Genomic DNA, 24,440 nt, shown 5'->3' with positions numbered 1-24,440 from the left:
GACCGCGACGACCGACGCATCGGGAGCAGGACATGGGCCTCATCCACATCGAGCTGTTCGCGACCCTCGACCTCGTCGGGCAGGCGCCCGGCGGCCCCGAGGAGGACCCGACGGGCGGGTTCCCGTTCGGCGGCTGGCAGGCGCCCCTCCTGGACGAGGTCTCCGGGGCGCAGGTCGGTGCCGCGTACGCGGACACCGATGCCCTCCTGCTCGGCCGGCGGACCTACGACGTCTTCGCCGCCTTCTGGCCGCACCAGGAGGGCGGCCAGGACGACGACATCGCGACGCTGTTCAACCGCGTGCCGAAGTACGTGGCCTCCCGCGGCCGGCCCGACCTCTCCTGGGCCGGGTCCACGCAGCTCGGCCCGGACCTGGCCGGTGCGGTGCGCGAGATCCGGGACCGGTACGAGCACGTGAAGGTCGTCGGGAGCCTGGACCTGGTGCAAACCCTCCTGCGCGAGCAGCTCTTCGACCGCCTCGACCTCTGGGTGCACCCGATCGTGCTCGGCGTCGGCAAGAAGGTGTTCGACGGTGGCGCGGTGCCCACGAACCTCACGCTCCTCGAGCCGCCGGTGGCCAGTCAGAAGGGCACCGTGTACCTGCGCTACGGGCTCGCCGAGGGCACGCCCGGCACGGGCGACATGGCCGCCCCCGACCGCGGCGCCGGGCGCGACGGCTGACCCCCTCCCGCAGCCGGGCCGCGGCGGCGCACCCGCGGCCCGGGTGCCGACCGGGGGATCAGCGCCCGGCGACCCGATCCACCACGGCGGCGGTGAGGTCCTCGGTCGAGGCGGTGCCCCCGAGGTCGCGGGTGGCCACCCCGTCGCGGACGGCGGCGCGCACGCCCTCCTCGAGGCGCACCGCGGCCTCGACCGCCCGCTCGTCGCCGTGCCGCCGGCCCAGCCAGTCCAGCAGCATGCCCGCCGAGAGGATCATCGCGACCGGGTTCGCCAGGCCCCTCCCGGCGATGTCCGGGGCGGACCCGTGCGCGGCCTGGGCCATGGCGCGGTCGTCGGAGGCGTTGAGCGAGGGAGCGGTCCCGAGGGAGCCGGCCAGCTCCCCGGCCAGGTCGGACAGGATGTCGCCGAACATGTTCTCCGCCACGACGACGTCGAAGGCCGACGCCCGACGCAGCAGGTGCACCGTCATCGCGTCGATGTGGACGTCGTCGACCGCGACGTCGGGATGGTGCTGCGCCACCTCCAGGCACACCCGCCTGAACAGCCCGGAGCTCAGCTGCAGCACGTTCGCCTTGTGGACGATCGTCACCCTCCGGCGGCGGCGACGGGCGAGCGCGAAGGCCGCGCGGGCGATCCGCTCGACCGCCGGCCGGGTGAAGACCCCCATCGCGACGGCGACGTCGGGCGAGGGCATGAACTCGCCGGTGCCGGCGTGGGTGTTGCGGTCGGCGTAGAAGCCCTCGGTGTTCTCCCGGACGATCACCAGGTCGGTGTCCGGCGCGATCGCCGTCCCGCCGCCGAGACCCCGGGCCGGGCGGACGTTGGCGTACAGGTCGAAGTGCTTGCGGATGGCCCCGCTCGGGTTGAGCTGCGACCGGAAGGGCTCCGGGTAGGCGGCGCTGTCGTGCGGCCCGAGCAGCCAGCCGTCGAGGCCGGCCAGCGCCTCCAGGGTGCTGCCGGGGATGGCGCTGCCGTGCGTGTCGATGGCGGCGGCCCCCAGCGGCAGCTCCTGCCACTCGACCGGCGCGGCGCCGACGGCGGCCAGTGCGGCGTCGACGACGCGGACCGCGGCGGGGACGATCTCCGGACCGATGCCGTCGCCCAGCATCAGGCCGAGCCGGTAGGAGGGCGGCGGGGTGGGCGCCGCTGGGGTGCTCATGCCGGCGTCGCTCCCCGGTCGGCGTCGGACAGGTGCTCGACCGTCTCGCCGGTGGCGGTGATCGTGCGGGTGACGTCGCGGCCGCCGTAGACCCAGTAGATGGTCATCGACCCCTCGCCCCGGTTGCGGAAGCAGTGCGGGACCCCGGCCGGCACCCAGGTGGCCTGGCCGGCGACGAGGTCGAACTCCTCGTCGCCGACGACCGCGGTGGCCTCTCCCTCGAACACCAGCACCGTCTCCTCGACGTCGTGCGAGTGCAGCGGGATGCCGGTGCCGGGCGAGAAGACGGTCATGCCGGTGGTGACGCGGTTCTCCGCGCAGTTCCACCGCCCCACGAACGGGATGGTGACGACGCCGTTGCCGCGGTCGAAGCGCTCGATGTCCTCGGGGCGCAGCACCATCGACGGCGCGGCCGGCTGCCCCCGCCCGGCGCTCACGGCGCCTCCCCGGCGGCGTGGCTGACCAGCAGCGTCCCCGGCGTGTTGAGCTGGGCGGCGAGCACCCGCTCGGCGACGACCCGCCACTCCCGGAAGTGCGGCGAGGCCTTGTGCGCGGCGAACGCCTCGGCGTCGGCGTAGAGCTCGTAGAGGACGAAGCGGTTCTCGTCCCCCTCGACCGAGCACACGTCGAACCGCAGGCAGCCGGGTTCGTCGCGCACCGCCGCCTCCGCGTTGGCCGCCATGCCGGCGAGGAACTCCTCCCGCCGGCCGGGCTGCACCTCCATCTGCACCACCAGGCTGAACACCGTCGTCCTCTCCTCGCCCGTCGTTGTATGCGTTACTGTATACAGTATGGAGAACAGCAGCGGACATGCTCCCCAGGTGCGGCTGGCGGTCGGGCCGCTGCGGGAGTTCGGCACCCGCGTCCTCGCCGCCCTCGGGGTACCGGCGGAGGACGCCGCCCTGGTGGCCGACAGCCTCGTGCAGGCCGACCTGTGGGGGCACTCGTCGCACGGTCTCCTGCGGCTGCCCTGGTACGCCGCCCGCCTGCGCTCGGGTGCCGTGCGCGCGGGAACGGAGCCGGTGGTGCTGTCCGACACCGGTCCGCTGGTGCTGCTCGACGGCCGGGACGGGATCGGTCAGGTGCTCACCGAGCGCGCGCGCCGGCTGGCCGTCGAGCGGGCCAGGACGCACGGGGTCGGCGTCGTCGGCGTGCGCAACTCCAACCACTTCGGCACGGCCATGTACTTCACCCGCCGGGCGGCGCACGAGGGGTTCGTCGCGGTCCTCACCACCAACGCCAGCCCGGCCATGGCCCCGTGGGGCGGCCGGGAGAAGCGGCTGGGCACCAACCCGTGGTCGATCGCGGCCCCCGGGCCCGACGGGCGGGTCGTCGCCGTCGACATCGCGAACACCGCGGTGGCGCGGGGCAAGATCTACCTGGCGCACAGCCGCGGCGAGCCGATCCCGGAGACCTGGGCGCTCACCGCGGACGGCGCCCCGACGACGGACCCGGCGGAGGGGGTGCTCGGCGTGGTCCTGCCGATGGCCGGCCACAAGGGCTACGCCATCTCGTTCCTGATGGACGTGCTCTCCGGGGCCCTGACCGGCAGCGCCGTGGGCACCGGTGTCCACGGGCCCTACGAGGCCGACCGGCCCAGCGGCGCCGGCCACCTCTTCCTCGTGCTCGACCCCGATGCCTTCGGGAACCGCACCGGGTACGAGGCGCGGGTGCGGCAACTGATCGAGGAGGTCAAGACGGTCCCCCTCGCCCAGGGGTTCGACGAGGTCTTCTACCCGGGCGAGGTCGAGGACCGCGCCGAGGCGGCGAACCTCGCGGCCGGTGGCGTGGTCCTCGCCGGGCAGTCGCTGTCCGACCTGCGCGCGCTCGGCGCGGGGACCGGCGTGCCGTTCCCCACGGCGGGGGCACGATGACCGCGGTGCCCGAGGGAACCGGGCCCGACGCCAGCAAGGCCGACCTGGTCCACCGCCGGCTCAAGGAGGAGATCGAGCTCGGTGAGCTGGCGCCGGGCGCGCCGCTGTCGGAGCTGTCGCTGGTCGAGCGCACCGGGGCCTCCCGCACGCCGGTCCGCGAGGCGCTGCGCCGGCTGGCCGCCGAGGGCCTCGTCGACCTCGTCCCGCGGCAGGGCGCCCGGGTGTCGCGGGTCTCGCTGCAGAGCGTCCGCGACCTGTTCGACTTCCGCTCCCTGCTCGAGCCGGCCGCGATGCGCCAGGCGACCGAGGCCGCGACGGCCGATCCGCAGGTACACCGGGCGTTCGCCGCGATGCGCGCGGAGTTCACCCGCATCGCCCGCCGCGCTCCCTCGCCGGCCCGGTCCCGCGCGTTCTACGAGCTGGCCGACCGCTTCGACTGGGCGGTCATCGGCGCCACGCGCAACGAGCACCTGCGGCGCACCATCGCCGAGCTGCGGCCGCACACCGCCCGGCTGCGCAACCTGTCCCACGTCGACCCCCGGCGCGTGGAGGTCTCCGCCGCCGAGCACCTGCGCATGTGCGACGCGCTGCTCGCCGGCGACGCCGACGGCGCGGCTGCCGCGATCGCCGAGCACCTGGCGCAGAGCCTGCGGACGATCTTCCGCAACCTGGCCGCCGGTCCCGGCGACGACGTCGACCTCCTGGGCTGAGGCCCCCTGCAGAGGGCCGGCGCGCGCCGGCGAGTGGTGGGGGCAGGGGCCTCAGTGCGGCGCCTTGACCGCCAGCACCGGGCACTCGGCGTCGAGCAGGATGCGCTGGGCCGAGCTGCCGGTGATCAGCTTCCCGGTCGGCGTCCGGCGGCGCAGCCCGATGACCAGCACGCTGGCCGAGAGCCGCTCGGCGGTGTCCACGAGCTCCTCGGCCGCCTCCCGGCCGCGCACCTGCTGCTCGAGCTCGTAGCGCACACCCGCGGCGTCGAGCCGCTCGCGGACCGCGCGCAGGACCTCCTCGCCGGCGAAACGGCGGTCGACGAGGGAGTCGCCGCGCGAGGTGTTCACGACGTGCAGCGGCTCGTCGCGGCGCCGGGCCTCGGCGACGGCGGCGGCGAGGGCGGCCTCGCCCTCCGGGGTGGGCACGTAGCCGACGAGGACGGTCATGCCCGCAGCCTGCGGCAGCCGGTGGCCCGGGTCACGCTTGCGGTCCTAGCGGCCACAGCGTTCCTTTCGTCCACGACCCGCACGGGACGGCCCGCCGGTCGCGCTCACGGCGCCGGAGTGGGGCCCGCCGGGGTGGCTCCCCGCGCCGACCGGGCGGTGAAGCGCCGTTCCGGCCGCCCCGCCGTCCCGTAGCGCTGCCGGACGTCGGCCTCCTGCTGAGCCACCAGCTGCTCGAGGTAGCGGCGGGCGCTGACCCGGGCCAGGCCGGTCCGCTCGCTCGCCTCGCTGGCCGACAGCCCGTCGCGGCCGGCCTCGGCCAGCGCCCCGCGGACCAGCTCGAGCGTCTCCGGGCTGATGCCCTTGGGGGTCGTCACCGGCCGGGCCTCGGCGGCCGCGCGCCGGCCGAACAGCCGGTCGACGTCGTCCTGCGCCAGCTGGGGCTCCCGGGCGAGGTCGGCGCGCAGGGCGGCGTAGTCGGCCAGCCAGCGCTCCAGCGTGCGCCGGTCGAAGGGCTTGACCAGGTAGTGCAGGACGCCGCCGTGCAGCGCGCTGCGGATGCTCTCGACGTCGCGGGCCGCACTGATGACGACGACGTCGACCGGCGAGCCGCCTGCCCGCAGCCGCTGCAGGGCCTCCAGGCCGGTCATGTCGGGCAGGTAGACGTCGAGCAGGACGAGGTCGGGCCGCAGCCGCGCCACGTCGGCCAGCGCCGCCGCGCCGGTGGACGCGGTGCCCACCACCTCGTAGCCGTCGGCCGCCGCGACGAAGCCGGCGTGCACGCGGGCGACCATGAAGTCGTCGTCGACGATGAGGACGCGGATCACGCGCCCACCAGCTCGGGGTCGGCGGGCAGCCGGGCGGTGAAGACCGAGCCGCCGTCGGAGGAGGCCACCACCTCACCCCCACGACGGGTGCAGACCAGGTGCACCAGCGACAGCCCGATGCCGCGCTCGCCGGCGCCGGCGGGGTCCTTGGTGGTCACGCCCTTGCGGAAGACCTCGCGCTCCTGCCCCGGCGGCACCCCGGCCCCCGAGTCGCGCACGACGACGTCGACCTCGCCGTCGACCAGCCCCAGCGACACCTCGACCCACCGCTCGGCGGAGGCCGCGGCGGCGTCGAGCGCGTTGTCGACCAGGTTGCCCACCACCGTGGCCACGTCGGTGGAGAGCTCGTCGCCGAGCGGCGGCAGGGCCGAGTCGGGCGCGAAGCGCAGGTCCACCCCGAGCTCGGCGGCCTGGCTGGCCTTGGCGATGAGCAGCGCGGCGATGGCGGGGTCCTGCACCGCGGCGGTCACCTCGGCACCCAGCCGGGAGCGGCCGGCGCTCACCCGGTGCACGAACCGGACGGCCTCCTCGCTCTGGCCCAGCTCGATCAGCCCGGCGATGGTGTGCAGCCGGTTGCTGAACTCGTGTGCCTGGGCGCGCAGCGTGTCGGTGACGTGCCGGGTCAGCTGCAGCTCGCGGCGCAGCTCCAACAGCTCGGTGCGGTCGCGCAGGGTCGTGACCGACCCGAGCCTGCGGCCCCGGCTGCTGATCGGCAGCCGGTTCACGACGACGACCCGGCCCGCGGTGGCCACCGCCCGGTCGCGCTCCTCGTCGCCACGCAGCAGCGCGTCGCGCAGCTCCTCACCCACCCCCAGCGCGGCGAGGTCGCGGCCCACCGCGTCGCCGGGGATGCCGAGCAGCCGGATGGCCTCGTCGTTGACCAGCGTGACCCGGCCGGACAGGTCCAGCCCGACGATCCCCTCGCGGATGCCGTGCAGCATCGCCCGCTGGTGCTCCACCAGCCCGGTGATCTCGGCCGGCTCCAGGCCGAGGGTCTGGCGCTTGACCCGCCGGGCCACCAGCAGCGAGCCGACGATGCCCAGCACGCTGGCGACGCCGAGGTAGGTGAGCAGGTTCGGCGCGGCCGCGGCCAAGCCGTCGAGGACGCCCGGGTAGGAGCGCTCCACGGCGACGAACCCGAGCTGCTCCCGGCCGGTGAGCACCGGCACCATCGCCACGGCGTAGCGCCCGTCGCCGTCGTCGCGCTCCCCCACCCACGCCCGGCCCTCGAGCACGGTGCTGTCCCCCAGCGGGAACGCCGTCCCCAGCTCGGCGGGACGGGCGGTGGCCAGGACCGTGCCGTCGCGGTCGGCCACCACCACCGACGCCGACCCGGAGACGGTGCGAGCGCTCTCGGCGGCGATGCGCACGTAGCGGAGCAGGTCCTCGTCCAGCGCCGAGCGCAGCGACACGGCGTTGGCCAGGGTCTCGGCCACCGACAGCGCCCGGCGCCCCTCGACCTCCTCGGCCCGCTGGGTGGTCTGGGCGACCGAGACGGCCGCGACGCCCACCAGCACCAGCAGGATGATCACGACCTGCAGCGCCAGCAGCTGGCCGGCCAGCGACAGTCGCCGGAGCACGAGCGCCTCCCAGGGCCCGGGGATGGGCCCTCAGTGCACCACGCCACCGCACCCGTGTGACCGTGAACACAACGACCGCAAGGCGCATTGCGTCCGCAACGGTGACACCCCCCGCACCGGTTGCCAGCCTTCCTCCCGACGCGGCAGACCAGCCGCCCCCACACCTGGAGGAGATCCATGCGCACTGCCCACATGCGCACTGGCCACGCGCGCACTGCCCACACGCGCACTGCCCACCTGCGGCGACTCGCCGTCGGCACCGTGGCCGCCGGCCTCGTGCTCACCGGCTGCGGCACGACGGCGGAGGGCGGCTCGGCCTCCGGCGGCGGCGACAGCGGCGACGAGGCGATCACCGGCCTGCGGGTCATGGTCCCCAACTCCCCCGGCAGCGGCTACGACACCACCGCCCGCGCCTGGGCGCAGATCCTCGACGACGAGGGGCTGGCCTCGGGCACCGAGGTGTTCAACGTCGAGGGCGCCGGCGGCACCGTCGGCCTGCAGCGGCTGGTCAACGAGGAGGGCAACGCCGACATGCTCATGCAGATGGGCCTCGGCGTCGTCGGCGCCCAGTTCAGCAACCAGTCCGAGGCGACCCTCGACCAGACCACCCCGATCGCCCGCCTCATCGAGGAGGCCGAGGCGATCGTCGTCCCGGCCGACTCGCCCTACCAGGACCTCAACTCGCTGGTCGAGGCGTGGAAGGCCGACCCGGGCAACACCCCCGTCGGCGGCGCGTCCAACCCCGGCGGGCCCGACCACCTGACGCCGATGCTGCTGGCGCAGGAGGTCGAGGTCGACCCGGCCGCGGTCAACTACGTGCCCTACGACGGCGGTGGCGAGCTGCTGGCCGGCATCCTCGGCGGGGACGTCGCGTTCGCCGCGACCGGCGTGGGCGAGGTGGCCGAGTCCGCCGCGGGCGGCGACGTCCGCATCCTCGCGGTCACCAGCGACGAGCCCGTCGAGGGCGTCGACGCGCCGACCCTCTCCGAGGCCGGCGTCGACCTGACCTTCACCAACTGGCGGGGCATCGTGGCCGCTCCCGGCATCTCCGACGAGGACACCCAGCGCTTCGTCGACGCCATCACCGAGATGCACGACAGCGACGCCTGGCAGCAGGCCCTCGAGGACAACGGCTGGACCGACGCCTTCACCACCGGCGACGACTTCTCCTCCTTCCTCGACGAGGAGAGCCAGCGGGTCGAGTCCGTCCTGGGTCAGCTGGGGCTGGCGTGACCTCCGCCCAGCGGAGCCCGGAGCAGGCACGGGAGCAGGGCCGCTCCGAGTACGGGGTGGCCCTGTTCCTGGGGGCGCTCGGCGTCCTGGTCGTCGTCCAGGCGCTGCTGCTGCCCGAGAGCCGGATCTCCCGGGGGCCGGTCGGCCCGGGGGTCGTGCCGCTGGTCGTCGGCGGGCTGCTGGTCGTCGTCGCCGCGTTCCTCGCCGTCGACGTCGCCCGCGGCGGCCGCGGCGAGCCCGAGGGCGGCGAGGACGTCGAGCTCGGCGGGGGCAGCGACTGGCGGACGATCCTCCTGCTCGCCGCGGCCTTCGCCGCCAACGCCCTGCTCATCGAGTCGCTCGGCTGGGTCTTCTCCGGCGCCATCCTCTTCTGGGGCTCGGCGTTCGCCCTCGGCAGCCGGCACTACGTGCGCGACGCGCTCATCGCCTTCGCGCTGTCGATCGGCTCCTTCTACCTGTTCGCCCTGGGGCTGGGCACCGTGCTGCCCCCCGGGGTCCTGAGGGGGATCCTCTAGATGGACGCGTTCAGCTCCCTGGTCGACGGCTTCGGCACCGCGCTGACGCCGACGAACCTGGCCTTCGCGCTGCTCGGCGTGCTGCTGGGCACCGCCATCGGCGTCCTGCCCGGCATCGGCCCGGCCATGGCGGTGGCCCTCCTGCTGCCGCTGACCCGCGGCCTCGACGTCACCAGCGCCCTGATCATGTTCGCCGGCATCTACTACGGCGGCATGTACGGCGGGTCGACCACGTCGATCCTGCTCAACACCCCGGGCGAGAGCGCCTCGGTGGTCACCGCCGTCGAGGGCAACAAGATGGCGCGGGCCGGGCGGGCCGCGCAGGCACTGGCCACCGCGGCGATCGGGTCGTTCGTCGCCGGCACCATCGCCACGCTGCTGCTGGCGCTGCTGGCCCCGACGGTCGCCGACCTCGCGATCGAGGTCTCCCCCGCCGACATGTTCGCCGTCATGGTGCTGGCCTTCATCGCCGTCACCTCGGTGCTCGGCAGCTCGCGGGTCCGCGGCCTGGCCTCCCTGGGCCTGGGCCTGGCCATCGGCCTGATCGGCATCGACTTCACCTCCGGGCAGCAGCGGCTCACCTTCGGCATCCCGGAGCTCGCCGACGGCATCAGCGTCGTCGTCGTCGCGATCGGCCTGTTCGCCGTCGGCGAGGCGCTGTGGACCGCGGCCCACCTGCGGCGGCGGCCGGTCGAGGTCATCCCCGTGGGCAACCCGCGGATGAGCCGGTCGGACTGGTCCCGGTCGTGGAAGCCGTGGCTGCGGGGGACGGCGATCGGGTTCCCCTTCGGCGCGATCCCCGCCGGCGGCGCCGAGATCCCGACGTTCCTCTCCTACGTCGCCGAGAAGCGGCTGTCCAAGCACCCGGAGGAGTTCGGCCGGGGCGCGATCGAGGGCGTCGCCGGCCCGGAGGCGACCAACAACGCCTCGGCCGCCGGCGGCCTGGTGCCGCTGCTCACCCTCGGCATCCCCACGACGGCCACCGCGGCGGTGATGCTCGCGGCGATCCAGAGCTACGGCATCGAGCCCGGGCCGCAGCTGTTCGACAACGAGCCCCAGCTGGTGTGGGGCCTGATCGCCAGCCTGTTCATCGGCAACGCGGCGCTGCTGGTGCTGAACCTGCCGTTGGCCCCGATCTGGGCCCGGCTGCTGCGGATCCCGCGGTCCTACCTCTACGCGGGCATCCTGTTCTTCGCCAGCCTCGGCGCCTACGCCTCGGACGCCTCCACCTTCGACCTGTTCCTGCTGCTGGCCATCGGGGCGCTGGGGTTCGTGATGCGGCGCTACGGCCTGCCGCTGCTGCCGGCGATCATCGGCGTCATCCTCGGGCCCTACGCCGAGCAGGAGCTGCGCCAGGCGCTGCAGATCAGCAACGGCGACCTCGGCGGGCTGGTCGACCCGATGTCCGTCGTCGTCTTCGCGATCGTCGCGCTGGTCCTGCTGTTCCCGCTGGTCCGGCGGCTGCTGCCGCGCAAGGCACACCTGCCGGTGCTCGACGAGGCGGTGCACGAGATCGAGGAGGCGCACGCCCACCACGGCGCGACGACGGCGGTCGCCGTCGAGCGGCACGCGCCGAAGGCCCCCGACCGGCCGCACGGCGGCGAGGGGACCTGACACCACGGGCCCACGGAGGGGAGGGACGCGCGAGCTCCCTCCCCTCCGTGCTGTCCGGGGACGGGCCTGCACTGCCGGCGCCCGCGCCGTCGGGCACCGGCGGCTCACCCCCGGCGACCGCCACACCGGGCCGCGCGGGAGCTCCTCCCCCCGTGGCCGCGGCGGGCCGACACTGCTCGCGCCGTCCACGGGGGAGCCGTCCTCGGGAGGGAGCGCACCGTGTCCGACCACACCAACGTCGCCCGCATGCGGGAGGCCTACACCGCCTTCGCCAAGGGCGATCTCGCCGCGATGACCGAGCTGTTCGGCGAGGACATCCGCTGGCACGAGCCGGGCGAGGGCCCGCTCTCCGGGGACTACGAGGGTCCGCAGGCGGTCTTCGCCATGTTCGGCCGCTCGATGGAGCTCACCGAGAACAGCCTGCGGGTGGACCCGGTGCTCCTGTGCGCCGACGACGAGCACGGCACCGCGCTGGTCCGGTTCACCGCGCACCGCGGCGACCGGCACCTCGACACGCTGGTGGCGCAGGTCGTCCGCTTCGACGCCGACGGTCGGGTGGCCGAGTTCTGGAACGCCCCCACCGAACCGGCGGTGATGGAGGCGTTCCTCGCCTGACGCTCACCCGGCGGGCAGCGCCGGGCCCTCGTCCTTGAGCGCGACGCCGGAGGCGCCCAGCTCGCGGGCCGCGCCGAGCAGCGCCGCGACGGTGTCGGCGGCCTGCGCGTAGGACAGCCCGTGCGGCGGGCGGACGTTGGAGACGCAGTTGCGCTCGGAGTCCACCCGCCCCGGCCGCGGGTCCCAGGTGAGGTACACGCCGAGCGAGTCGGCCGACGACAGCCCGGGCCGCTCGCCGATGAGCACCACCACCGCGCGGGCGCCGAGGGCCTCCCCGACCGCGTCGCCCAGCGCCACCCGCGCCTGGTGTGCCACCACCACGGGCGCGACCGACCAGCCGGGCAGCCGCTCCAGCAGCGCCGTCACCAGGCCGGCGGCGTGCTCGTGCACCGCGCGCGGCGACAGGCCGTCGGCGACCACGACCGCCAGGTCGGCGTCGGCCCGCGGCAGCGACGTGCCCTCCGCCAGCCGCCGGCCGAGGTCGGGCCGCTGCAGGTAGGTCGCCCGGTCGGGCGCCGCCGAGTGCACCTCGAGGAACTCCCCGAGCGCGGGCCGCAGCCGGTCGGCCTCCAGCGGCTGGTGCACCGCATCGCGCGCGGCGGCGTGCGCGGCGCGGAACTCCAGCTCCCGCGCGGTGGGCAGCGCGTCACCGGCGCGGCCCAGCGCCACCCGCGCCCGGGTGGCCGACCGCAGCACCGACCACGGGTCGTCGCGGGGCGGCAGCGGCCGGTCCAGCGCCTCGGTCACGAGTCCTCCTCGCTGGCGCTCGTCAGCCTCGTGCCCGGCGGTGCTGTGTCCCTGCACGACCTCGCGGGCTCGGTCATGCCGACGCCGCCGCGAGCAGGGCCCGGGCCGCGGGCGCGTCGGCGGTCAGCTCCCGCACCCGGCCGGCGTCGTCGAGCAGGTCCATCCGCGCCAGCCACGCCTCGAACTCCGGCGCCGGCCGCAGCCCGAGCACCGAGCGGGTGGTGAGCACGTCGGAGAAGGCCAGCGACTGGTAGTGCAGCATCACGTCGTCCATCCCGGGCACGGCGATGAGGAAGGTGACCCCCGCCGCACCGAGCAGCAGCATGAGGGCGTCCATGTCGTCCTCGTCGACCTCGGCGTGGTTGGTGTAGCAGACGTCCACGCCCATCGGCAGGCCGAGCAGCTTGCCGCAGAAGTGGTCCTCCAGCCCGGCGCGCAGCACCTGCTTGCCGTCGTAGAGGTACTCCGGGCCGATGAACCCGACCACGGTGTTCACCAGCAGCGGCGCGAAGTGCCGGGCGACGCCGTAGGCCCGCGCCTCCAGCGTCTGCTGGTCGACCGGCCGCCCGCCGATCCCGTGGTGCGCGTCCGCCGACAGCGCCGAGCCCTGCCCGGTCTCGAAGTAGGTCACGTTGTCCCCGACCGTGCCGCGGCCCAGCGCCAGCGCCCCCGCACGGGCCTCGGCCAGCAGGTCGAGGGTGACGCCGAAGCCGCGGTTGGCCTCCTGGGTGCCGGCGACCGACTGGAACACCAGGTCGACCGGCGCGCCCTGCTCCAGCGCCCGCAGCGTGGTGGTCACGTGGGCGAGCACGCACGACTGGGTGGGGATCTGGTAGCGGGCGATGACCTCGTCGACCAGTTGCAGCAGCGCCACCGTGCGGGCCGGGGAGTCGGTGGCCGGGTTGATGCCGATGACGGCGTCCCCGGAGCCCTGCAGCAGCCCGTCGACGATGGACGCCGTCACGCCCAGCGGGTCGTCGGTCGGGTGGTTGGGCTGCAGCCGCGAGGCCAGCCGGCCGGGCAGGCCCAGGGTGGAGCGCAGCCCGGTCACCACCCGGGTGCGCCGGCCCACGGCGACCAGGTCGGCGTTGCGCATGAGCTTCGACGTCGCCGCGACCATCTCCGGGGTCAGCCCCGGCGCCAGCCCGCTGATCGACGCCTCGTCACCGGCGGCGGCCCAGGCCAGCAGCCGGTCGCGGAACTCCCCCACCGTCAGCGACGCGACCGGCGCGAACGCCGCGGCGTCGTGGGTGTCGAGGACCAGCCGGGTGACGTCGTCCTCGTCGTAGCCGACCACCTGCTCGTCGAGGAAGGTGGCCAGCGGCAGGTCGGCGAGCACCGTCTGCGCGGCGACCCGCTCGGCGGCCGACTCCGCCGCGCACCCGGCCAGCACGTCGCCGGAGCGGGCCGGGGTCGCCTTGGCCATCAGCTCCACCAGCGTCGGGAACTCGTGGGTGTGCCCGCCCACGGTGGCCCGCCGCGCGGTCATCGGACCTCGTCCTCGGCGTCGGCCAGCAGCTCGAACTCCTCCTCGGGCGCCGAGGCCACCAGGTGGTGGCGGCTGTAGAGCGCGAAGTAGGCGAGGAACGCGGCGTAGGCGACGAGGGTCCACAGCGCCGCGGTGACGTCGACGAGGAAGGTGGCCAGGACGGCCGCGGCGGCGAGCACCAGCGCCACCCCGGTGGTCGCCGTCCCGCCCGGCGTCCGGTACGGGCGGGGCAGGTCCGGCTCGCGTCGGCGCAGCGCGATGTGGCTGACCATCATCAGCACGTAGGACACCGTCGCGCCGAACACGGCCATGTTCAGCAGCATCGCGCCCTGGCCGGTCAGCGAGAGCACGAAGCCGATGGCCCCCGGCACCAGCAGGGCCAGCACCGGCGCCTTGCGTGCGTTGGTCACCGACAGCGCCCGCGGCAGGTAGCCGGCGCGGGAGAGCGCGAAGGTCTGCCGCGAGTAGGCGTAGATGATCGAGAAGAAGCTGGCCACCAGCCCGAACAGGCCGGCGTAGTTGACCACCCGGGTCAGGGCGTCGGGCGCACCGCCGGCGGCCAGCGCGTCGACCGGTGGGTTGCCCGAGTCGGCGATGGTCGACGCGCCGCCGGCACCCGGGGTGACCACCAGCATGAGGACGGCGAGGACGACGAGCACGCCCATCGCCGCGACGATCCCCCGCGGCATCGACCGGGCCGGGTCGTGGGCCTCCTCGGCGGCCAGCGGCACGCTCTCCACCGCCAGGAAGAACCAGATGGCGAACGGGAACGCCGCCCAGATGCCGAGCACCCCGTAGGGCAGGAACGACGACGCGCCGGCGGCGCCGGTGGGCGTGATGTCGAGCAGGTTGCCGGCGTCGAACCGCGGGACGGCGCCGACGAGGAAGACCACGAGCCCGGCGAGCGCGACGACGGTGACGGCGAACATCGCCTTGAGCGCCTCGCCGACGCCCATCAGGTGGATGCCGATGAACAGCGCGTAGACCACGAGGTAGACCCACCAGCCGTCGGTGATGCCGAACAGCCCGAGGGACTCGACGTAGGCGCCGATGAACGTGGCGATCGCGGCCGGGGCGATCGCGTACTCGATGAGCACCGCCACGCCGGTGGCGTACCCGCCCCACGGGCCCAGGGCGCGGCGGGCGAAGGTGTAGCCGCCCCCGGCGGTCGGCAGCGCCGAGCCGAGCTCGGCCAGCCCGAACACCATCGCGGTGTACATGACCGCCATGAGGACGACGGCGATCAGCAGCCCGCCGAAGCCGCCCTGGGCCAGGCCGAAGTTCCACCCGGCGTAGTCACCGGAGATGACCGCCGAGACGCCGAGGCCGGCCAGCAGCAGCCAGCCCGCCGTCCCGGTGCGCAGCCGGCGCCGCTCGAGGTAGCCGGCGTCGACCCGCTCGGCCTCCACCCCGGCGTGCGCGCCGGGCCGGGCCGAGGGGGGACGGGCGGTGGGATCGACGGTCACGGGCGCCTCCGCAGGTGGGCCCGCCGGAGGCGGGAGGGCCAGCCTCGACCCGCGCCGCGCACCGGGTCAACGGCCGGCTCCGGCCGCAACGCGCCGTCCACCGCCCCGTCCCCGGGGATGCCGTGGTCCCCGGGGATGCCGTGGTCCCCGGGGATGCCGTCGTCTCAGGGGATGCCGTCGTCTCAGGGGATGCCGTGCCAGCGCCCCGTCGTCGCGTTGCCCTCCGGCCGCGACTCGAACACGTTGCCCGGCGTCGGCTCGCTCCGGTCGTCGTCGGCGAGGGCGAAGACCCGCAGCAGCGGCCCGACGAGGGCGTCGTAGACCGCGGGGAACAGCCGGAAGCCGAGGATGACGACCGGGTTGGCGAAGCCGGACTGGATCAGCCGCCGCGGCCGGTCCAGCCGGGCGACCACCGAGCGGGCCACGCGCTCGGGCGAGTAGATCGGGATGGGCGGGCGGCCCTTGAGCCCGATGTAGCTGCCCGCCTGCGAATAGATCGGCGTGTTGACCCCGCCCGGGGCGACGGCCGAGACGGAGATGCCGGGGACGTCGCGGGTCTCCTGCTGCAGCGTCCGGATGAGACCGAGCTGGCCCCACTTGGCGGCGTTGTAGCTGCCCATGAACGGCGTGGTCACCGACGCCAGCAGTGAGCTGACGACCACGAGGTGGCCGGCCTCCTGGCGGCGGAACACCGGGAGCACGGTGCGCACGAGGTTGGCCGTGCCGTGCAGGGCGGTGTCGACCACCCGCTCGAACACCTCCTTGGGCACGTCCTCGATCCGCCCGTAGGCGATGACCTGCGCGGAGTGCACGACGACGTCGAGGGAGCCGAACCGGCGGACGGCGCCGTCGACGGCGGTGCCCAGCGCGTCCTCGTCGAGGACGTCGGCCGGGCAGACGACGACGTCGGCGGCACCCGCGGCGCGCGCCTCGGCCGCGGCCTCCTCCAGCGCCGGCCGGCCGCGGGCCAGCAGCACGAGGTGGGCGCCCCGCTGGGCGAACAGGACGGCGGTGGCGCGGCCGATGCCGCTGGAGGCCCCGGTGATCAGCACGGTCTGCGGCATGCGGCGTTCGTCTCCTCGACTCGGGTGCCGAGGACGCGGACCGGCCGCCGCCCCGGCTCGGCGGACTCCCCCGGCTACCCCGACTCGTTGCCCGCCATGCGATCGAGCACGTCGAGCAGCCGGCCCGGGCCGATCACCCCGGTCCCCTCCGGCAGGCGGGCGCGCAGGCCGCGGTCGGCGGTGACCACGAGCACCCGCCGGCCGGCCCCGGCGAGCGCGGCGGCGGTGGCGGCCAGGGCGTCGTCCCCGCTGCCGGGCGCGCGCACCAGCCGGACGCCGTCCGGGGCCGGGACGTCGCGCGCCACCCCCTCGACGACGGCCACCACCTCCTCGACGACCCCCTCCCCCACGACCTCCTCGGGCAGCTCCCGGCCGGGCAGCCCGGCCAGCCGCCGCAGCAGCCGCGCGGTGGCGCCGGCACGGTCGCGCCACCACCCGTCGGGGCGCGAGCCGACGACGTTGGCGGCGTCGACGAGCAGGACCGTCATCCCACCTCCCGCGGGTCACCCGGTCGGGCGCGGCTGTTCACCATCGTCGCGACCGGGTACCCGACCTGCGAGAACGCACCGGGAGGACCGGTGCCAGGCCCGGCGGGGAGCCACTCCCGCCGCCGACGAGGAGGTCCGATGGCGACCGACGACCGCATCCACCCCGACCGCGCCGCGACGGTCACGCCCGAGGGCGCGCACGTCACCCGCGGCGCGGCCCGCGACGCCGTCGCGGCGCAGCGGGCCCGCTTCGGCGGCATCAAGTGGGGTGCCGCGTTCTTCGGCTGGCTGTCGGCCAACGGACTGGCGGTCATCCTCATCGCGCTGCTGGCCGCCACCGGCGTGGGGCTCAGCCTCGCCGAGGTCGACGGCGTCGAGGACGTCCCGGCCGACCCGGCGAGCACCCTCGGCATCGCCGGCGGCATCGCGCTGCTGGTCATCCTGTTCCTCGCCTACCTGGCCGGCGGGTACGTCGCCGGCCGGATGTCCCGCTTCGACGGCGTCCGTCAGGGCCTGGCCGTGTGGCTGATCGGCCTGCTGGTCGTGGTGGTGCTCGCCATCGTGAGCACCGTGCTCGGCACGCGGTACGACGTGCTGCAGCAGCTGAACCTGCCGCGCATCCCGATCGACGAGGGCACGGCGACGACGGCCGGCATCGTCACGCTGGTGGCGGTCCTGGTCGTGACGCTGCTGGGCGCCGTCCTCGGCGGCACGCTCGGCACCCGCTACCACCGCAGGGTCGACCGCGCCGGCTTCTGAGCGCACCCCAGGCATCGGAGGCTCCACCCACCTCCTGGCGTCCGGGACGTGGGTGGAGCCTCCGATGCCTGGTCCGCCGGCACGGCCCGCTGTCGTCCTGCGGTCCTACGCTGCGCGGCATGTGCCGCAACATCCGCCCGCTGTCGAACTTCGAGCCGCCGGCGACCGACGAGGAGGTCACGGCCGCGGCGCTGCAGTACGTGCGCAAGATCAGCGGCTCGGCCGCGCCGTCGCGGGTCAACAGCGAGGCCTTCGACCGCGCCGTCGCCGAGATCGCAGCGGCCTCGGCCCGGCTGCTCGACGCGCTGGTCACGACGGCGCCGCCCAAGGACCGCGAGGTGGAGGCGGCGAAGGCCCGCGCGCGGGCCGCGGTGCGCTACGGGAGGTGAGCCCCGTCCGGTGGTGCATGATCCGACCGCCGACGGTGGGCATGGCCGCGGGTTGAGCGGGTAGGTGCCGGGCTCACCTGACCCGATCACTCTGGGAGAGCACCCATGGCCCGCAACACCGTGTCCCGCGCGCTGCACGACCTCGGCCTGTCCGCCTGGTTCGGTGGGACCCTCGCCAACGCCGTCGCCCTCAACGCCGCCGCGGGCGAGGCCGGCAAGGACACCGGCAAGGTGGCCAACGTCGGCTGGAACCGCTGGACCCCGGTCAACGCCGTCGCGATCGGTGCGCACCTGGTCGGCAGCGTCGGCCAGCTGATCGGCAACCGCGGCCGCGTCGCGCAGCAGGAGGGCGTGGCCGGCATGTCCGCCCTCAAGACCCTCGTCACCGCCGCCGCCCTGGGCGCCACCGCCTACAGCCGCTCGCTGGGCATCGTCGTCAACGGCCCCGGCAGCGGCGCCGGCAACCCGTCGTCGCGGTCGGGCACCAAGCCGACCAAGCGCACCAAGGCCGAGATCGCCGCCGCGCAGGAGCAGCTGGACACGCTGCAGTGGGTCATCCCGGCCCTCACCGGCACGCTCGTGGCGATCAGCTCCTACGCCGGCGAGCAGCAGCGCGCCAGCGAGGTCGTCAAGGGCGTCGCCCGCCGCTGACGGCCGGCCCGGCCGCACCTGCACCACCGGTCCGGGGGGGACCCGTGACCCGGAGCCCGGCGACGCGCAGCGTCTCCGTCACCGGCAACGCCGTGGCCGACGAGCGGTCGCACGACCGCCACGACGGCGGGAAGGGCGCCACCCGGTGCCCCGACTGCACCGACGGCTTCGGCGGGCCACGGCCGGTGACGCCCGGGTCCTGGCGGGACCGCGTACGGCGCAACCCGCCGCTGGCGCTGACCTACCGGATCGCCGTGTTCGTCGTCGGGCTGCTGTTCGTGCTGCTCGGGCTGGCGCTGACCGTGCTGCCCGGACCGCTCACCATCCCGCCGGTCCTGGTCGGCCTGTGGGTGTGGTCGACCGAGTTCGAGTGGGCCCGCCGGTTCTTCGCCGCCTCCAAGCGCAAGGCCGTCGACACCTGGCGGCACGCCAAGCAGCACCCGGTGAGCTCCGCGGCCGTCACGATCGGGGGGCTCGCGGCCGCCGCCTTCGTGTTCTGGGCGGTCGGCCACTGGCACCTCGTCGACCGGGGCAAGCGCCTGGTCGGCCTCGGCTGACCGCTGCTCGCCCACCGGCCGCCGTCCGCACTGTGGGCGGCGGCCGGTCCGCGTTCAGGCCCCGGTGAGGACGACCGGGCCCTCGTCGGTGACCGCGACCGTGTGCTCGACGTGCGCGGCGCGGCGGCCGTCGGCGGTGACCACCGCCCACCCGTCCTTCTTGTGCCGGTAGCGCTCGCCGCCGGCCAGCAGCATCGGCTCGATCGCCAGCGTGCTGCCGGCGTGCAGCCGCACCCGGTCCAGGCCCGCGGCCGGGCGGTTGGGGACGAACGGCGGCTCGTGCATCGACCGGCCGATGCCGTGGCCGCCGTGGTCGGGCAGGTGGGCGTAGCCGTGCGCGCGGGCGACGGCGTCGATCGCCCGGGCGACGTCGAGCAGGGTCGCTCCGGGCACCGCCGCGGCGATCCCGGCGGCCAGCGCCTCCTCGGTGGCGGCGACCAGCCGGGCGTCCTCGGCCGCCCCGCTGGCGCCCACCTGCACGGTCACCGCCGCATCGCCGTGCCAGCCGTCGACGATGGCGCCGCAGTCGACGCTGAGCAGGTCGCCGTCCTTGAGCCGCTGCCCGCTGGGCCGGCCGTGCACGACCACCTCGTTGGGTGACAGGCACAGGGCGCCGTTGTAGGCCGTCGGCGCCCAGGCCGGCTTGTAGCCGAGGAACGACGACGTCGCGCCGGCCTCGCGGATGGTCGTCTGCGCCAGGTCGTCGAGATCGCGCAGCCGGACGCCGGGCACCGCGGCGGCGCGAACTGCGGCCAGCGTCCGGGCCACCACGCGGCCGGCGGCGCGCATGGCGTCCAGTTCGTCGGCGGTGCGGCGCGGCAGCACGGTCAGGTCCACGCCCTCGACGGTACGGCGGACCTGGACGGCGCCCGTCCCGGCTCAGGTCCGGCGGACCTCGGCCGGGTCGGGTGTGCGGAAGGGGACGTCCCCGGGCGGTGTCCCGCCGGGCTCCTCGGGGTCGGCCGCCACCTCGTCCGGGCGGTCGGGCTCCTCACCGGCGACGCCGAACCCCTCGGCCGGCGGCGGTGCGCCCGCTCCGGGATCGGCCGCGGCGATCTCGTCGTCCGGGTGCGGGCGGTACGGCGTCATCGGTTCCCACGTGGACACGACCGCATCCGTACCCACCGGCGGAGGACACCGGTGACGGCGAGGTGACGAGGGGGTTGCGGTAAGGCACACGGCGGGTGGACGGTCGGGCGCACCAGCCCAGGGACGGCGCCGGGACACGAGGAGAGCCGAGACATGGCCACCACGGGATCGGGACAGCGGACACGGCGCGGCGCGCGGCCGGGGCAGGCACCGGCAACGCGAACCGGCGCGGCCGGGGACGGCCGGGGCGGGCCCCGTGGCGGCGACGGCTCCGACGGCCGCGACGAGAGCCGTGCCGAGCGGATCGACCGGGAGCTCATGGAGCTGCTCAACGAGCTGCGGATCGCGCTGCCGGGCGTGCAGTTCCTGTTCGCCTTCCTGCTCGTCGTGCCGTTCCAGCAGGCCACGTCCCGCGCGACGGACTTCCAGCGCGACGTCTACTTCGTGACGCTGATCGCGGCCGTGGTGGCCACCGGCCTGCTCATCGCGCCGGCCGCGCAGCACCGGGCGCTGTTCCGCCAGCACGACAAGGAGGACCTGCTGCGGCGGAGCAACCGCAACGCCTTCCTCGGGCTGGTCGTGCTCGCCCTCGCCATCGTCTCGGCGGTGGTGCTGGTCGTCGACTTCCTGTTCGCCCTGCCGCAGGCCCTGGTCACCGGTGCGCTGGTCGCGGTGCTGCTGGGCTGGCTGTGGATCGGCAGCCCCGCGGTGCAGCGCGCCCGCGACCGCCGCGGCGGCGCCTGAGCGGCTCTCCCGGGGCGCTCGGCCTCCCCGCACGACGATCCCCCCACGACGATCCCGCCACGACGATCATGGCGCTGTGACGCCGACACGCCGACGGTCCACGGCGGGTCGCGACCGCCGCGCCATGATCGCGGTGGAGGTCGGACCCGGGAGACAGCGCGGGTTCAGCGGCCGAGGGCGGCGCAGATGGCGTCGGCGACGTCGTCGGGGTCCTCGTGCTCCCAGAAGCGCAGCACCCGCCACCCCAGTCCGGTGAGGACGGCGTCGGCGCGCCGGTCGCGGGCTGGACTCCTGCACCGACGATCGGTGCAGGTAAGGGTCGCCTACCCTCCGTTCCGTGACGACGACGGCGACCCGGGCGACCGCGGCACCCGAGGCCCCGCCGGTCCCCCGCTGGACGCCGGTCGAGCTGCTGCCCCCGCTGGCGCTCGTCCTGCTCGCCGCCGTCCTGCTCGCCCCGGGTCACGGCCTGTGGTTCGACGAGCTGTTCACCGCCGAGGTGGGCCGCCGCCCGCTCGCCGACATCCTGCGCGCGATCGTCACCGGCGAGGGGGTGACGAGCTACCTGGCCGACGTCCCGCCGTCCTACAACGCGCCGTACTACCTGGTCGTGCACGCGTGGGTGTCGCTGCCGGGCCTGGGCGGCGACACCTCGCTGCGGGTGCTCTCCGTGCTGGCCACCGCCGGCGGGCTGGCGCTGGTCACCCGGGCGCTCACCCGGCTGGCGGGCCCGGCGACGGGCGTGCTGGCCGGCCTGGCCCTCGCGACCGCGCCGCTGCTGCTCGAGCAGGCGGTAGAGGCGCGCAGCTACGGCCTCGTCGTCCTGGCCACCGGCGGGGCGCTGCTCGGGCTGGTCCGGTGGCTGCAGGAGCCGCCGCGCGGCCTGGCGCTGTTCGGTCTCGCCGGCGCGGGGATGGGGCTGGCGCACTGGTACGCGGTCACGGTGCTGGCCGCGTTCGTCGTCGCGGCGCTGCTGCTGCGCGGCCGGGCCGCCGTCCGCGTCGCGGTCACCGGCGTCCTGGCCGTGCTGCCGGTGGTCGCGCTGATCGGCGTCAACCTGCTCAACGGCACCGGCTCGCGCAACGCCGAGCACCTGCGCGACACCGGCAGCACGCTCGCCGACCTCGCGGTCGAGGCCTGGGCCGGCGGCCGCACCCCGCTGCTGTACCTGACCGTCGGGCTGGCGGTGGTCGGGGCGCTGCGCGGTGCCGGCGTGCGGGTGGTCGGGGTCTGCTGGCTGCTGGTCCCGCTGCTGCTCCTGCTCGCCGGCGAGCTGGTCCGGCCGCTGTACCACCCGCGCTACCTGCTGGCCGGGCTGCTCGGGCTGGGTGTGCTGGCCGCGGCCGGCGCCACGGCCCTCCCCCGCGGCGCCCGCGCTCCGGTCGGCGCCGCACTGGTCGCCTTCTCGCTGCTGGCCAGCTCACCGCTGGCCGTGCGGGAGCCGCGGGAGCGCTCCGACGACCTCGTGACCGTGCTGGCCCGGGTGCAGCAGCCCGGGGAGCCGGTCGTCGCCGCCGACCAGCGCGCGGCCCTGGGCCTGGACCACTACGTCCGCACGATGGCCCCGCGGCTGCGGCCCGACGTCGTCCTGCCCCCCGACGACGCCCCGCCCGGCGCCGGCCGCGTCTGGGTGGTGCGGCGGCTGGTCGACGGCGCGCCGGTGCCCACCGACGACGACGCGATCCTCGCCGACGCCGGCCTGTCCCTCACCGACAGCCGCGAGTTCCCCGGGACGAAGACCGACCTGGTACTGCAGCTCTGGACCCGCTGAGCCGCGATCCGCGCCGATGACTCCACCGGCGCCGGGCGGTCGGGACTGTCGGACCCGCGTGGCACGGTGTCACCGGACCGACCCCGGAGGTGAGGCACGTGACGGCCGACATCGGCGACGTGGTCGCGGCGGGCACGGACCAGCAGGGGCCGGGCGACCGCTCCCCCCTGGCGATCGAGACCGAGGGCCTGGTCAAGCTCTTCGGCAGCACCCGCGCCGTCGACGGGGTCGACCTGCGCATCCCGGTCGGGGGCGTGCACGGCTTCCTCGGCCCCAACGGCGCGGGCAAGACCACGACCATCCGGGTGCTGGCCACGCTGCTGCGCCCCGACGGCGGGACGGCGCGGGTCTTCGGTCACGACGTGGTCACCGAGGCCGACGCCGTCCGCGCCCGGGTGAGCCTGACCGGGCAGTTCGCCTCGCTCGACGAGGACCTCAGCGGCGCGGAGAACCTCCTGCTGCTGGCCCGGCTGCTCGGGTACTCCCGGGCCGCCGCCCGGCAGCGCACCGACCAGCTGCTGTCCGCGTTCGGCCTCACCGGGGCGGCCGGCAAGCAGGTCAAGCAGTACTCGGGAGGCATGCGGCGGCGGATCGACATCGCCGCGAGCATCGTCGTGCGGCCCGACCTGGTCTTCCTCGACGAGCCGACGACCGGTCTGGACCCGCGCAGCCGCAACCAGGTCTGGGACGTCGTCCGGGCGCTGGTGCGCGGGGGGACGACGGTGCTGCTGACCACCCAGTACCTCGACGAGGCCGACCAGCTCGCCGACCGCATCTCCGTCATCGACACCGGCCGGGTCATCGCCGAGGGCACGCCCGGGCAGCTCAAGGCGTCGGTGGGGTCGGGCAGCCTGCACGTGCGGGTCCTCGACCCCGCCCGGCGCGGCGAGGCCCGCCGCCTGCTGGAGCAGGTGCTCGGGGTGCCGGTGGCCGAGGGCAGCGACCCCGCGGCGCTCACCGCCCGCACTCCCGACAGGGCCCCCACGGCCCGCGCACTGACCGCGCTCGAGGACGCCGGCCTGACCCTGGCGCAGTTCGCGCTCGGCCAGCCCAGCCTCGACGAGGTGTTCCTGGCCCTGACCGGCCGACCCGCCGAGCCCACTCCCCCCGATCCGGAGGACCCGCGATGACCGCCGTCGAGCACGCCCCACCCGCCCTCGCGGCCCCCGACACCGCGGCCGTGCTCGCGGCCCTCGGGTCCGGGGAGCGCCCTCGCCCGCAGGGCCCGGTGGCGGCCTCGGCGACGTTCGGGTGGCGCACGCTGCTGCGGATCAAGCACGTCCCCGAGCAGCTCTTCGACGTTACCGTCTTCCCGGTGATGCTCACGCTGATCTTCTCGTACCTCTTCGGCGGCGCCCTGGCCGGCTCGGTCGAGGCCTACGTGCAGTTCTTCCTCCCCGGGATCCTCGTGCAGAGCATCCTCATGATCACCATGTACACCGGCGTCGCCCTGAACACCGACATCGAGAAGGGCACCTTCGACCGCATCCGGTCGCTGCCGGTGTGGCGGCCGAGCGCGCTGGTCGGGGCGCTGCTGGGCGACGTCGTCCGGTTCGTGCTGGCCTCGACGGTGGTGCTGTGCCTCGGTCTGGCGCTGGGCTTCCGGCCCGGCGGCGGGCTGCCCGGGGTGCTGGCCGCGGTCGCCCTGCTGCTGGTCTTCGCCTTCGCCCTCGGCTGGATCTGGACCTACCTGGCGCTGCGACTGCGCACGCCGCAGGCGGTGATGGGCTGGAGCATGATGGTCCTGATGCCGCTGACGTTCGGCAGCAACATCTTCGTCGACCCCGCCACGATGCCCGGCTGGCTGCAGGCGGTCGTCGCGGTCAACCCGGTCAGCTCGCTGGTCACCTCGGTGCGCGGGCTGGTGCACGGTGCGGCGGTCGGCGGCGAGGTCGTGCTGGTGCTGGTCTGGGCGGTCGCGCTCGTCGCCGTCCTCGGGCCGCTGACCATGCGGCGCTACGGCAACCGCGCCTGA

28 protein-coding genes and 1 pseudogene are annotated in these 24,440 nt (G+C 75.3%); 15 read left to right on the top strand and 14 right to left on the bottom strand.

The window, feature by feature from the left end:
• Window positions 1–32 precede the first annotated feature (32 nt).
• A complete protein-coding gene (locus ACWIZO_RS16520) occupies window positions 33–680 on the top strand; it encodes a dihydrofolate reductase family protein (protein ID WP_448638736.1) in 648 nt (215 codons plus the stop codon).
• 58 nt (window positions 681–738) lie between these two features.
• On the opposite strand, the gene ACWIZO_RS16515 is transcribed toward ACWIZO_RS16520, so the two are convergent.
• The 3 genes from ACWIZO_RS16515 to ACWIZO_RS16505 are packed head-to-tail and all read right to left on the bottom strand — an operon-like array spanning window position 739 to window position 2,584.
• A complete protein-coding gene (locus ACWIZO_RS16515; RefSeq protein WP_448638735.1) occupies window positions 739–1,839 on the bottom strand; it encodes an isocitrate/isopropylmalate dehydrogenase family protein in 1,101 nt (366 codons plus the stop codon).
• Complete coding sequence (locus tag ACWIZO_RS16510; protein ID WP_448638734.1) at window positions 1,836–2,276, bottom strand: cupin domain-containing protein; 441 nt, start codon at window positions 2,274–2,276, stop codon at window positions 1,836–1,838. Before ACWIZO_RS16510 ends, ACWIZO_RS16515 begins: the two co-directional genes overlap by 4 nt.
• Entirely contained in the window at window positions 2,273–2,584 is a 312-nt protein-coding gene (locus ACWIZO_RS16505) for a putative quinol monooxygenase (protein WP_448638733.1), read from the bottom strand. The genes ACWIZO_RS16510 and ACWIZO_RS16505 overlap by 4 nt, the downstream gene beginning before the upstream one ends.
• Before the next feature lie 46 nt (window positions 2,585–2,630).
• Between ACWIZO_RS16505 and ACWIZO_RS16500 the strand changes: the two genes are divergently transcribed.
• Together ACWIZO_RS16500 and ACWIZO_RS16495 are read left to right on the top strand one after the other, a co-directional pair.
• Entirely contained in the window at window positions 2,631–3,713 is a 1,083-nt protein-coding gene (locus tag ACWIZO_RS16500) for an Ldh family oxidoreductase (RefSeq protein WP_448638732.1), read from the top strand.
• Entirely contained in the window at window positions 3,710–4,423 is a 714-nt protein-coding gene (locus ACWIZO_RS16495; protein ID WP_448638731.1) for a GntR family transcriptional regulator, read from the top strand. Before ACWIZO_RS16500 ends, ACWIZO_RS16495 begins: the two co-directional genes overlap by 4 nt.
• 51 nt (window positions 4,424–4,474) lie before the next feature.
• Here ACWIZO_RS16495 and ACWIZO_RS16490 read toward each other — a convergent pair whose 3' ends face one another.
• The 3 genes from ACWIZO_RS16490 to ACWIZO_RS16480 form a co-directional block, all read right to left on the bottom strand.
• Window positions 4,475–4,870 (bottom strand): universal stress protein, encoded by a 396-nt coding sequence (locus ACWIZO_RS16490; RefSeq protein ID WP_448638730.1) that lies wholly within the window; start codon window positions 4,868–4,870, stop codon window positions 4,475–4,477.
• 104 nt (window positions 4,871–4,974) lie between these two features.
• Window positions 4,975–5,694, bottom strand: coding sequence for a response regulator (locus ACWIZO_RS16485; RefSeq protein ID WP_448638729.1), 720 nt, complete (start codon window positions 5,692–5,694; stop codon window positions 4,975–4,977).
• On the bottom strand, window positions 5,691–7,274 hold the full coding sequence (locus ACWIZO_RS16480; RefSeq protein WP_448638728.1) for an ATP-binding protein: 1,584 nt from the start codon (window positions 7,272–7,274) through the stop codon (window positions 5,691–5,693). Before ACWIZO_RS16480 ends, ACWIZO_RS16485 begins: the two co-directional genes overlap by 4 nt.
• Window positions 7,275–7,451: 177 nt before the next feature.
• On the opposite strand from ACWIZO_RS16480, the gene ACWIZO_RS16475 reads away from it, so the two are divergent.
• From ACWIZO_RS16475 to ACWIZO_RS16460, 4 genes are all read left to right on the top strand, one after another.
• The gene (locus ACWIZO_RS16475) at window positions 7,452–8,507 is read left to right on the top strand and encodes a Bug family tripartite tricarboxylate transporter substrate binding protein (protein WP_448638727.1); all 1,056 of its coding nucleotides are present in this window, start codon (window positions 7,452–7,454) and stop codon (window positions 8,505–8,507) included.
• Window positions 8,504–9,022 (top strand): tripartite tricarboxylate transporter TctB family protein, encoded by a 519-nt coding sequence (locus tag ACWIZO_RS16470; RefSeq protein WP_448638726.1) that lies wholly within the window; start codon window positions 8,504–8,506, stop codon window positions 9,020–9,022. The genes ACWIZO_RS16475 and ACWIZO_RS16470 overlap by 4 nt, the downstream gene beginning before the upstream one ends.
• Complete coding sequence (locus ACWIZO_RS16465; RefSeq protein WP_448638725.1) at window positions 9,023–10,636, top strand: tripartite tricarboxylate transporter permease; 1,614 nt, start codon at window positions 9,023–9,025, stop codon at window positions 10,634–10,636.
• 219 nt (window positions 10,637–10,855) lie between these two features.
• On the top strand, window positions 10,856–11,251 hold the full coding sequence (locus ACWIZO_RS16460) for a nuclear transport factor 2 family protein (protein ID WP_448638724.1): 396 nt from the start codon (window positions 10,856–10,858) through the stop codon (window positions 11,249–11,251).
• A 3-nt stretch (window positions 11,252–11,254) separates the two neighbouring features.
• On the opposite strand, the gene eutC is transcribed toward ACWIZO_RS16460, so the two are convergent.
• From eutC to ACWIZO_RS16435, 5 genes are all read right to left on the bottom strand, one after another.
• Window positions 11,255–11,998, bottom strand: a complete 744-nt coding sequence (gene eutC, locus ACWIZO_RS16455; RefSeq protein WP_448638723.1) for an ethanolamine ammonia-lyase subunit EutC — start codon at window positions 11,996–11,998, stop codon at window positions 11,255–11,257.
• Window positions 11,999–12,071: 73 nt separating this feature from the next.
• Entirely contained in the window at window positions 12,072–13,487 is a 1,416-nt protein-coding gene (locus tag ACWIZO_RS16450) for an ethanolamine ammonia-lyase subunit EutB (protein WP_448638722.1), read from the bottom strand.
• Window positions 13,484–14,953 carry an ethanolamine permease gene (gene eat / locus ACWIZO_RS16445; protein ID WP_448638721.1) on the bottom strand — a complete coding sequence of 490 codons (1,470 nt, stop codon included), beginning with the start codon at window positions 14,951–14,953 and terminating at the stop codon, window positions 13,484–13,486. Before eat ends, ACWIZO_RS16450 begins: the two co-directional genes overlap by 4 nt.
• A gap of 182 nt (window positions 14,954–15,135) precedes the next feature.
• The gene (locus ACWIZO_RS16440) at window positions 15,136–16,017 is read right to left on the bottom strand and encodes an SDR family NAD(P)-dependent oxidoreductase (RefSeq protein WP_448638720.1); all 882 of its coding nucleotides are present in this window, start codon (window positions 16,015–16,017) and stop codon (window positions 15,136–15,138) included.
• A gap of 74 nt (window positions 16,018–16,091) precedes the next feature.
• Window positions 16,092–16,505 (bottom strand): hypothetical protein, encoded by a 414-nt coding sequence (locus tag ACWIZO_RS16435; RefSeq protein WP_448638719.1) that lies wholly within the window; start codon window positions 16,503–16,505, stop codon window positions 16,092–16,094.
• Between the two features lie 138 nt (window positions 16,506–16,643).
• On the opposite strand from ACWIZO_RS16435, the gene ACWIZO_RS16430 reads away from it, so the two are divergent.
• The 4 genes from ACWIZO_RS16430 (at window position 16,644) to ACWIZO_RS16415 (ending at window position 18,861) form a co-directional block, all read left to right on the top strand.
• Window positions 16,644–17,264: a hypothetical protein gene (locus tag ACWIZO_RS16430; RefSeq protein WP_448638718.1), complete on the top strand. Its 621-nt coding sequence runs from the start codon at window positions 16,644–16,646 to the stop codon at window positions 17,262–17,264.
• Window positions 17,265–17,383: 119 nt separating this feature from the next.
• Window positions 17,384–17,653 carry a DUF2277 domain-containing protein gene (locus ACWIZO_RS16425; RefSeq protein WP_448638717.1) on the top strand — a complete coding sequence of 90 codons (270 nt, stop codon included), beginning with the start codon at window positions 17,384–17,386 and terminating at the stop codon, window positions 17,651–17,653.
• A gap of 105 nt (window positions 17,654–17,758) precedes the next feature.
• On the top strand, window positions 17,759–18,304 hold the full coding sequence (locus ACWIZO_RS16420; RefSeq protein ID WP_448638716.1) for a hypothetical protein: 546 nt from the start codon (window positions 17,759–17,761) through the stop codon (window positions 18,302–18,304).
• 44 nt (window positions 18,305–18,348) lie between these two features.
• Window positions 18,349–18,861, top strand: a complete 513-nt coding sequence (locus tag ACWIZO_RS16415; RefSeq protein ID WP_448638715.1) for a PGPGW domain-containing protein — start codon at window positions 18,349–18,351, stop codon at window positions 18,859–18,861.
• A 54-nt stretch (window positions 18,862–18,915) separates the two neighbouring features.
• Here ACWIZO_RS16415 and map read toward each other — a convergent pair whose 3' ends face one another.
• Window positions 18,916–19,698: a type I methionyl aminopeptidase gene (gene map, locus ACWIZO_RS16410; RefSeq protein ID WP_446759771.1), complete on the bottom strand. Its 783-nt coding sequence runs from the start codon at window positions 19,696–19,698 to the stop codon at window positions 18,916–18,918.
• Between the two features lie 42 nt (window positions 19,699–19,740).
• Window positions 19,741–19,968 (bottom strand): hypothetical protein, encoded by a 228-nt coding sequence (locus ACWIZO_RS16405; RefSeq protein ID WP_448638714.1) that lies wholly within the window; start codon window positions 19,966–19,968, stop codon window positions 19,741–19,743.
• A 135-nt stretch (window positions 19,969–20,103) separates the two neighbouring features.
• On the opposite strand from ACWIZO_RS16405, the gene ACWIZO_RS16400 reads away from it, so the two are divergent.
• Window positions 20,104–20,694 carry a DUF6328 family protein gene (locus ACWIZO_RS16400; protein WP_448638713.1) on the top strand — a complete coding sequence of 197 codons (591 nt, stop codon included), beginning with the start codon at window positions 20,104–20,106 and terminating at the stop codon, window positions 20,692–20,694.
• Between the two features lie 164 nt (window positions 20,695–20,858).
• On the opposite strand, the pseudogene ACWIZO_RS16395 reads toward ACWIZO_RS16400, so the two are convergent.
• Window positions 20,859–20,969, bottom strand: a pseudogene (locus tag ACWIZO_RS16395) (very short patch repair endonuclease); the annotation flags it as partial.
• A gap of 62 nt (window positions 20,970–21,031) precedes the next feature.
• Here ACWIZO_RS16395 and ACWIZO_RS16390 point away from each other — a divergent pair.
• From ACWIZO_RS16390 to ACWIZO_RS16380, 3 genes are all read left to right on the top strand, one after another.
• On the top strand, window positions 21,032–22,465 hold the full coding sequence (locus ACWIZO_RS16390) for a hypothetical protein (protein ID WP_448638712.1): 1,434 nt from the start codon (window positions 21,032–21,034) through the stop codon (window positions 22,463–22,465).
• 98 nt (window positions 22,466–22,563) lie between these two features.
• Window positions 22,564–23,595 carry an ATP-binding cassette domain-containing protein gene (locus ACWIZO_RS16385; RefSeq protein WP_448638711.1) on the top strand — a complete coding sequence of 344 codons (1,032 nt, stop codon included), beginning with the start codon at window positions 22,564–22,566 and terminating at the stop codon, window positions 23,593–23,595.
• The gene (locus ACWIZO_RS16380) at window positions 23,592–24,440 is read left to right on the top strand and encodes an ABC transporter permease (RefSeq protein WP_448638710.1); all 849 of its coding nucleotides are present in this window, start codon (window positions 23,592–23,594) and stop codon (window positions 24,438–24,440) included. Before ACWIZO_RS16385 ends, ACWIZO_RS16380 begins: the two co-directional genes overlap by 4 nt.

The sequence above is a fragment of the Geodermatophilus sp. URMC 63 genome (assembly GCF_053502565.1).
The sequence above is the reverse complement of the archived record's forward strand: the minus strand, read 5'-3'. Positions and strand labels throughout refer to the sequence as shown.

What these genes read in the sequence shown, in the direction of transcription:
- ACWIZO_RS16380 (WP_448638710.1), top strand. Translation starts at nt 23,592, where the DNA reads ATGACCGCCGTCGAGCACGCCCCACCCGCCCTCGCGGCCCCCGACACC.
- ACWIZO_RS16500 (WP_448638732.1), top strand. Translation starts at nt 2,631, where the DNA reads ATGGAGAACAGCAGCGGACATGCTCCCCAGGTGCGGCTGGCGGTCGGG.
- ACWIZO_RS16420 (WP_448638716.1), top strand. Translation starts at nt 17,759, where the DNA reads ATGGCCCGCAACACCGTGTCCCGCGCGCTGCACGACCTCGGCCTGTCC.
- ACWIZO_RS16440 (WP_448638720.1), bottom strand. Translation starts at nt 16,017, where the DNA reads ATGCCGCAGACCGTGCTGATCACCGGGGCCTCCAGCGGCATCGGCCGC.
- ACWIZO_RS16495 (WP_448638731.1), top strand. Translation starts at nt 3,710, where the DNA reads ATGACCGCGGTGCCCGAGGGAACCGGGCCCGACGCCAGCAAGGCCGAC.
- ACWIZO_RS16520 (WP_448638736.1), top strand. Translation starts at nt 33, where the DNA reads ATGGGCCTCATCCACATCGAGCTGTTCGCGACCCTCGACCTCGTCGGG.
- ACWIZO_RS16490 (WP_448638730.1), bottom strand. Translation starts at nt 4,870, where the DNA reads ATGACCGTCCTCGTCGGCTACGTGCCCACCCCGGAGGGCGAGGCCGCC.
- ACWIZO_RS16465 (WP_448638725.1), top strand. Translation starts at nt 9,023, where the DNA reads ATGGACGCGTTCAGCTCCCTGGTCGACGGCTTCGGCACCGCGCTGACG.
- ACWIZO_RS16425 (WP_448638717.1), top strand. Translation starts at nt 17,384, where the DNA reads ATGTGCCGCAACATCCGCCCGCTGTCGAACTTCGAGCCGCCGGCGACC.
- ACWIZO_RS16430 (WP_448638718.1), top strand. Translation starts at nt 16,644, where the DNA reads ATGGCGACCGACGACCGCATCCACCCCGACCGCGCCGCGACGGTCACG.
- ACWIZO_RS16400 (WP_448638713.1), top strand. Translation starts at nt 20,104, where the DNA reads ATGGCCACCACGGGATCGGGACAGCGGACACGGCGCGGCGCGCGGCCG.
- ACWIZO_RS16515 (WP_448638735.1), bottom strand. Translation starts at nt 1,839, where the DNA reads ATGAGCACCCCAGCGGCGCCCACCCCGCCGCCCTCCTACCGGCTCGGC.
- ACWIZO_RS16475 (WP_448638727.1), top strand. Translation starts at nt 7,452, where the DNA reads ATGCGCACTGCCCACATGCGCACTGGCCACGCGCGCACTGCCCACACG.
- ACWIZO_RS16435 (WP_448638719.1), bottom strand. Translation starts at nt 16,505, where the DNA reads ATGACGGTCCTGCTCGTCGACGCCGCCAACGTCGTCGGCTCGCGCCCC.
- ACWIZO_RS16450 (WP_448638722.1), bottom strand. Translation starts at nt 13,487, where the DNA reads ATGACCGCGCGGCGGGCCACCGTGGGCGGGCACACCCACGAGTTCCCG.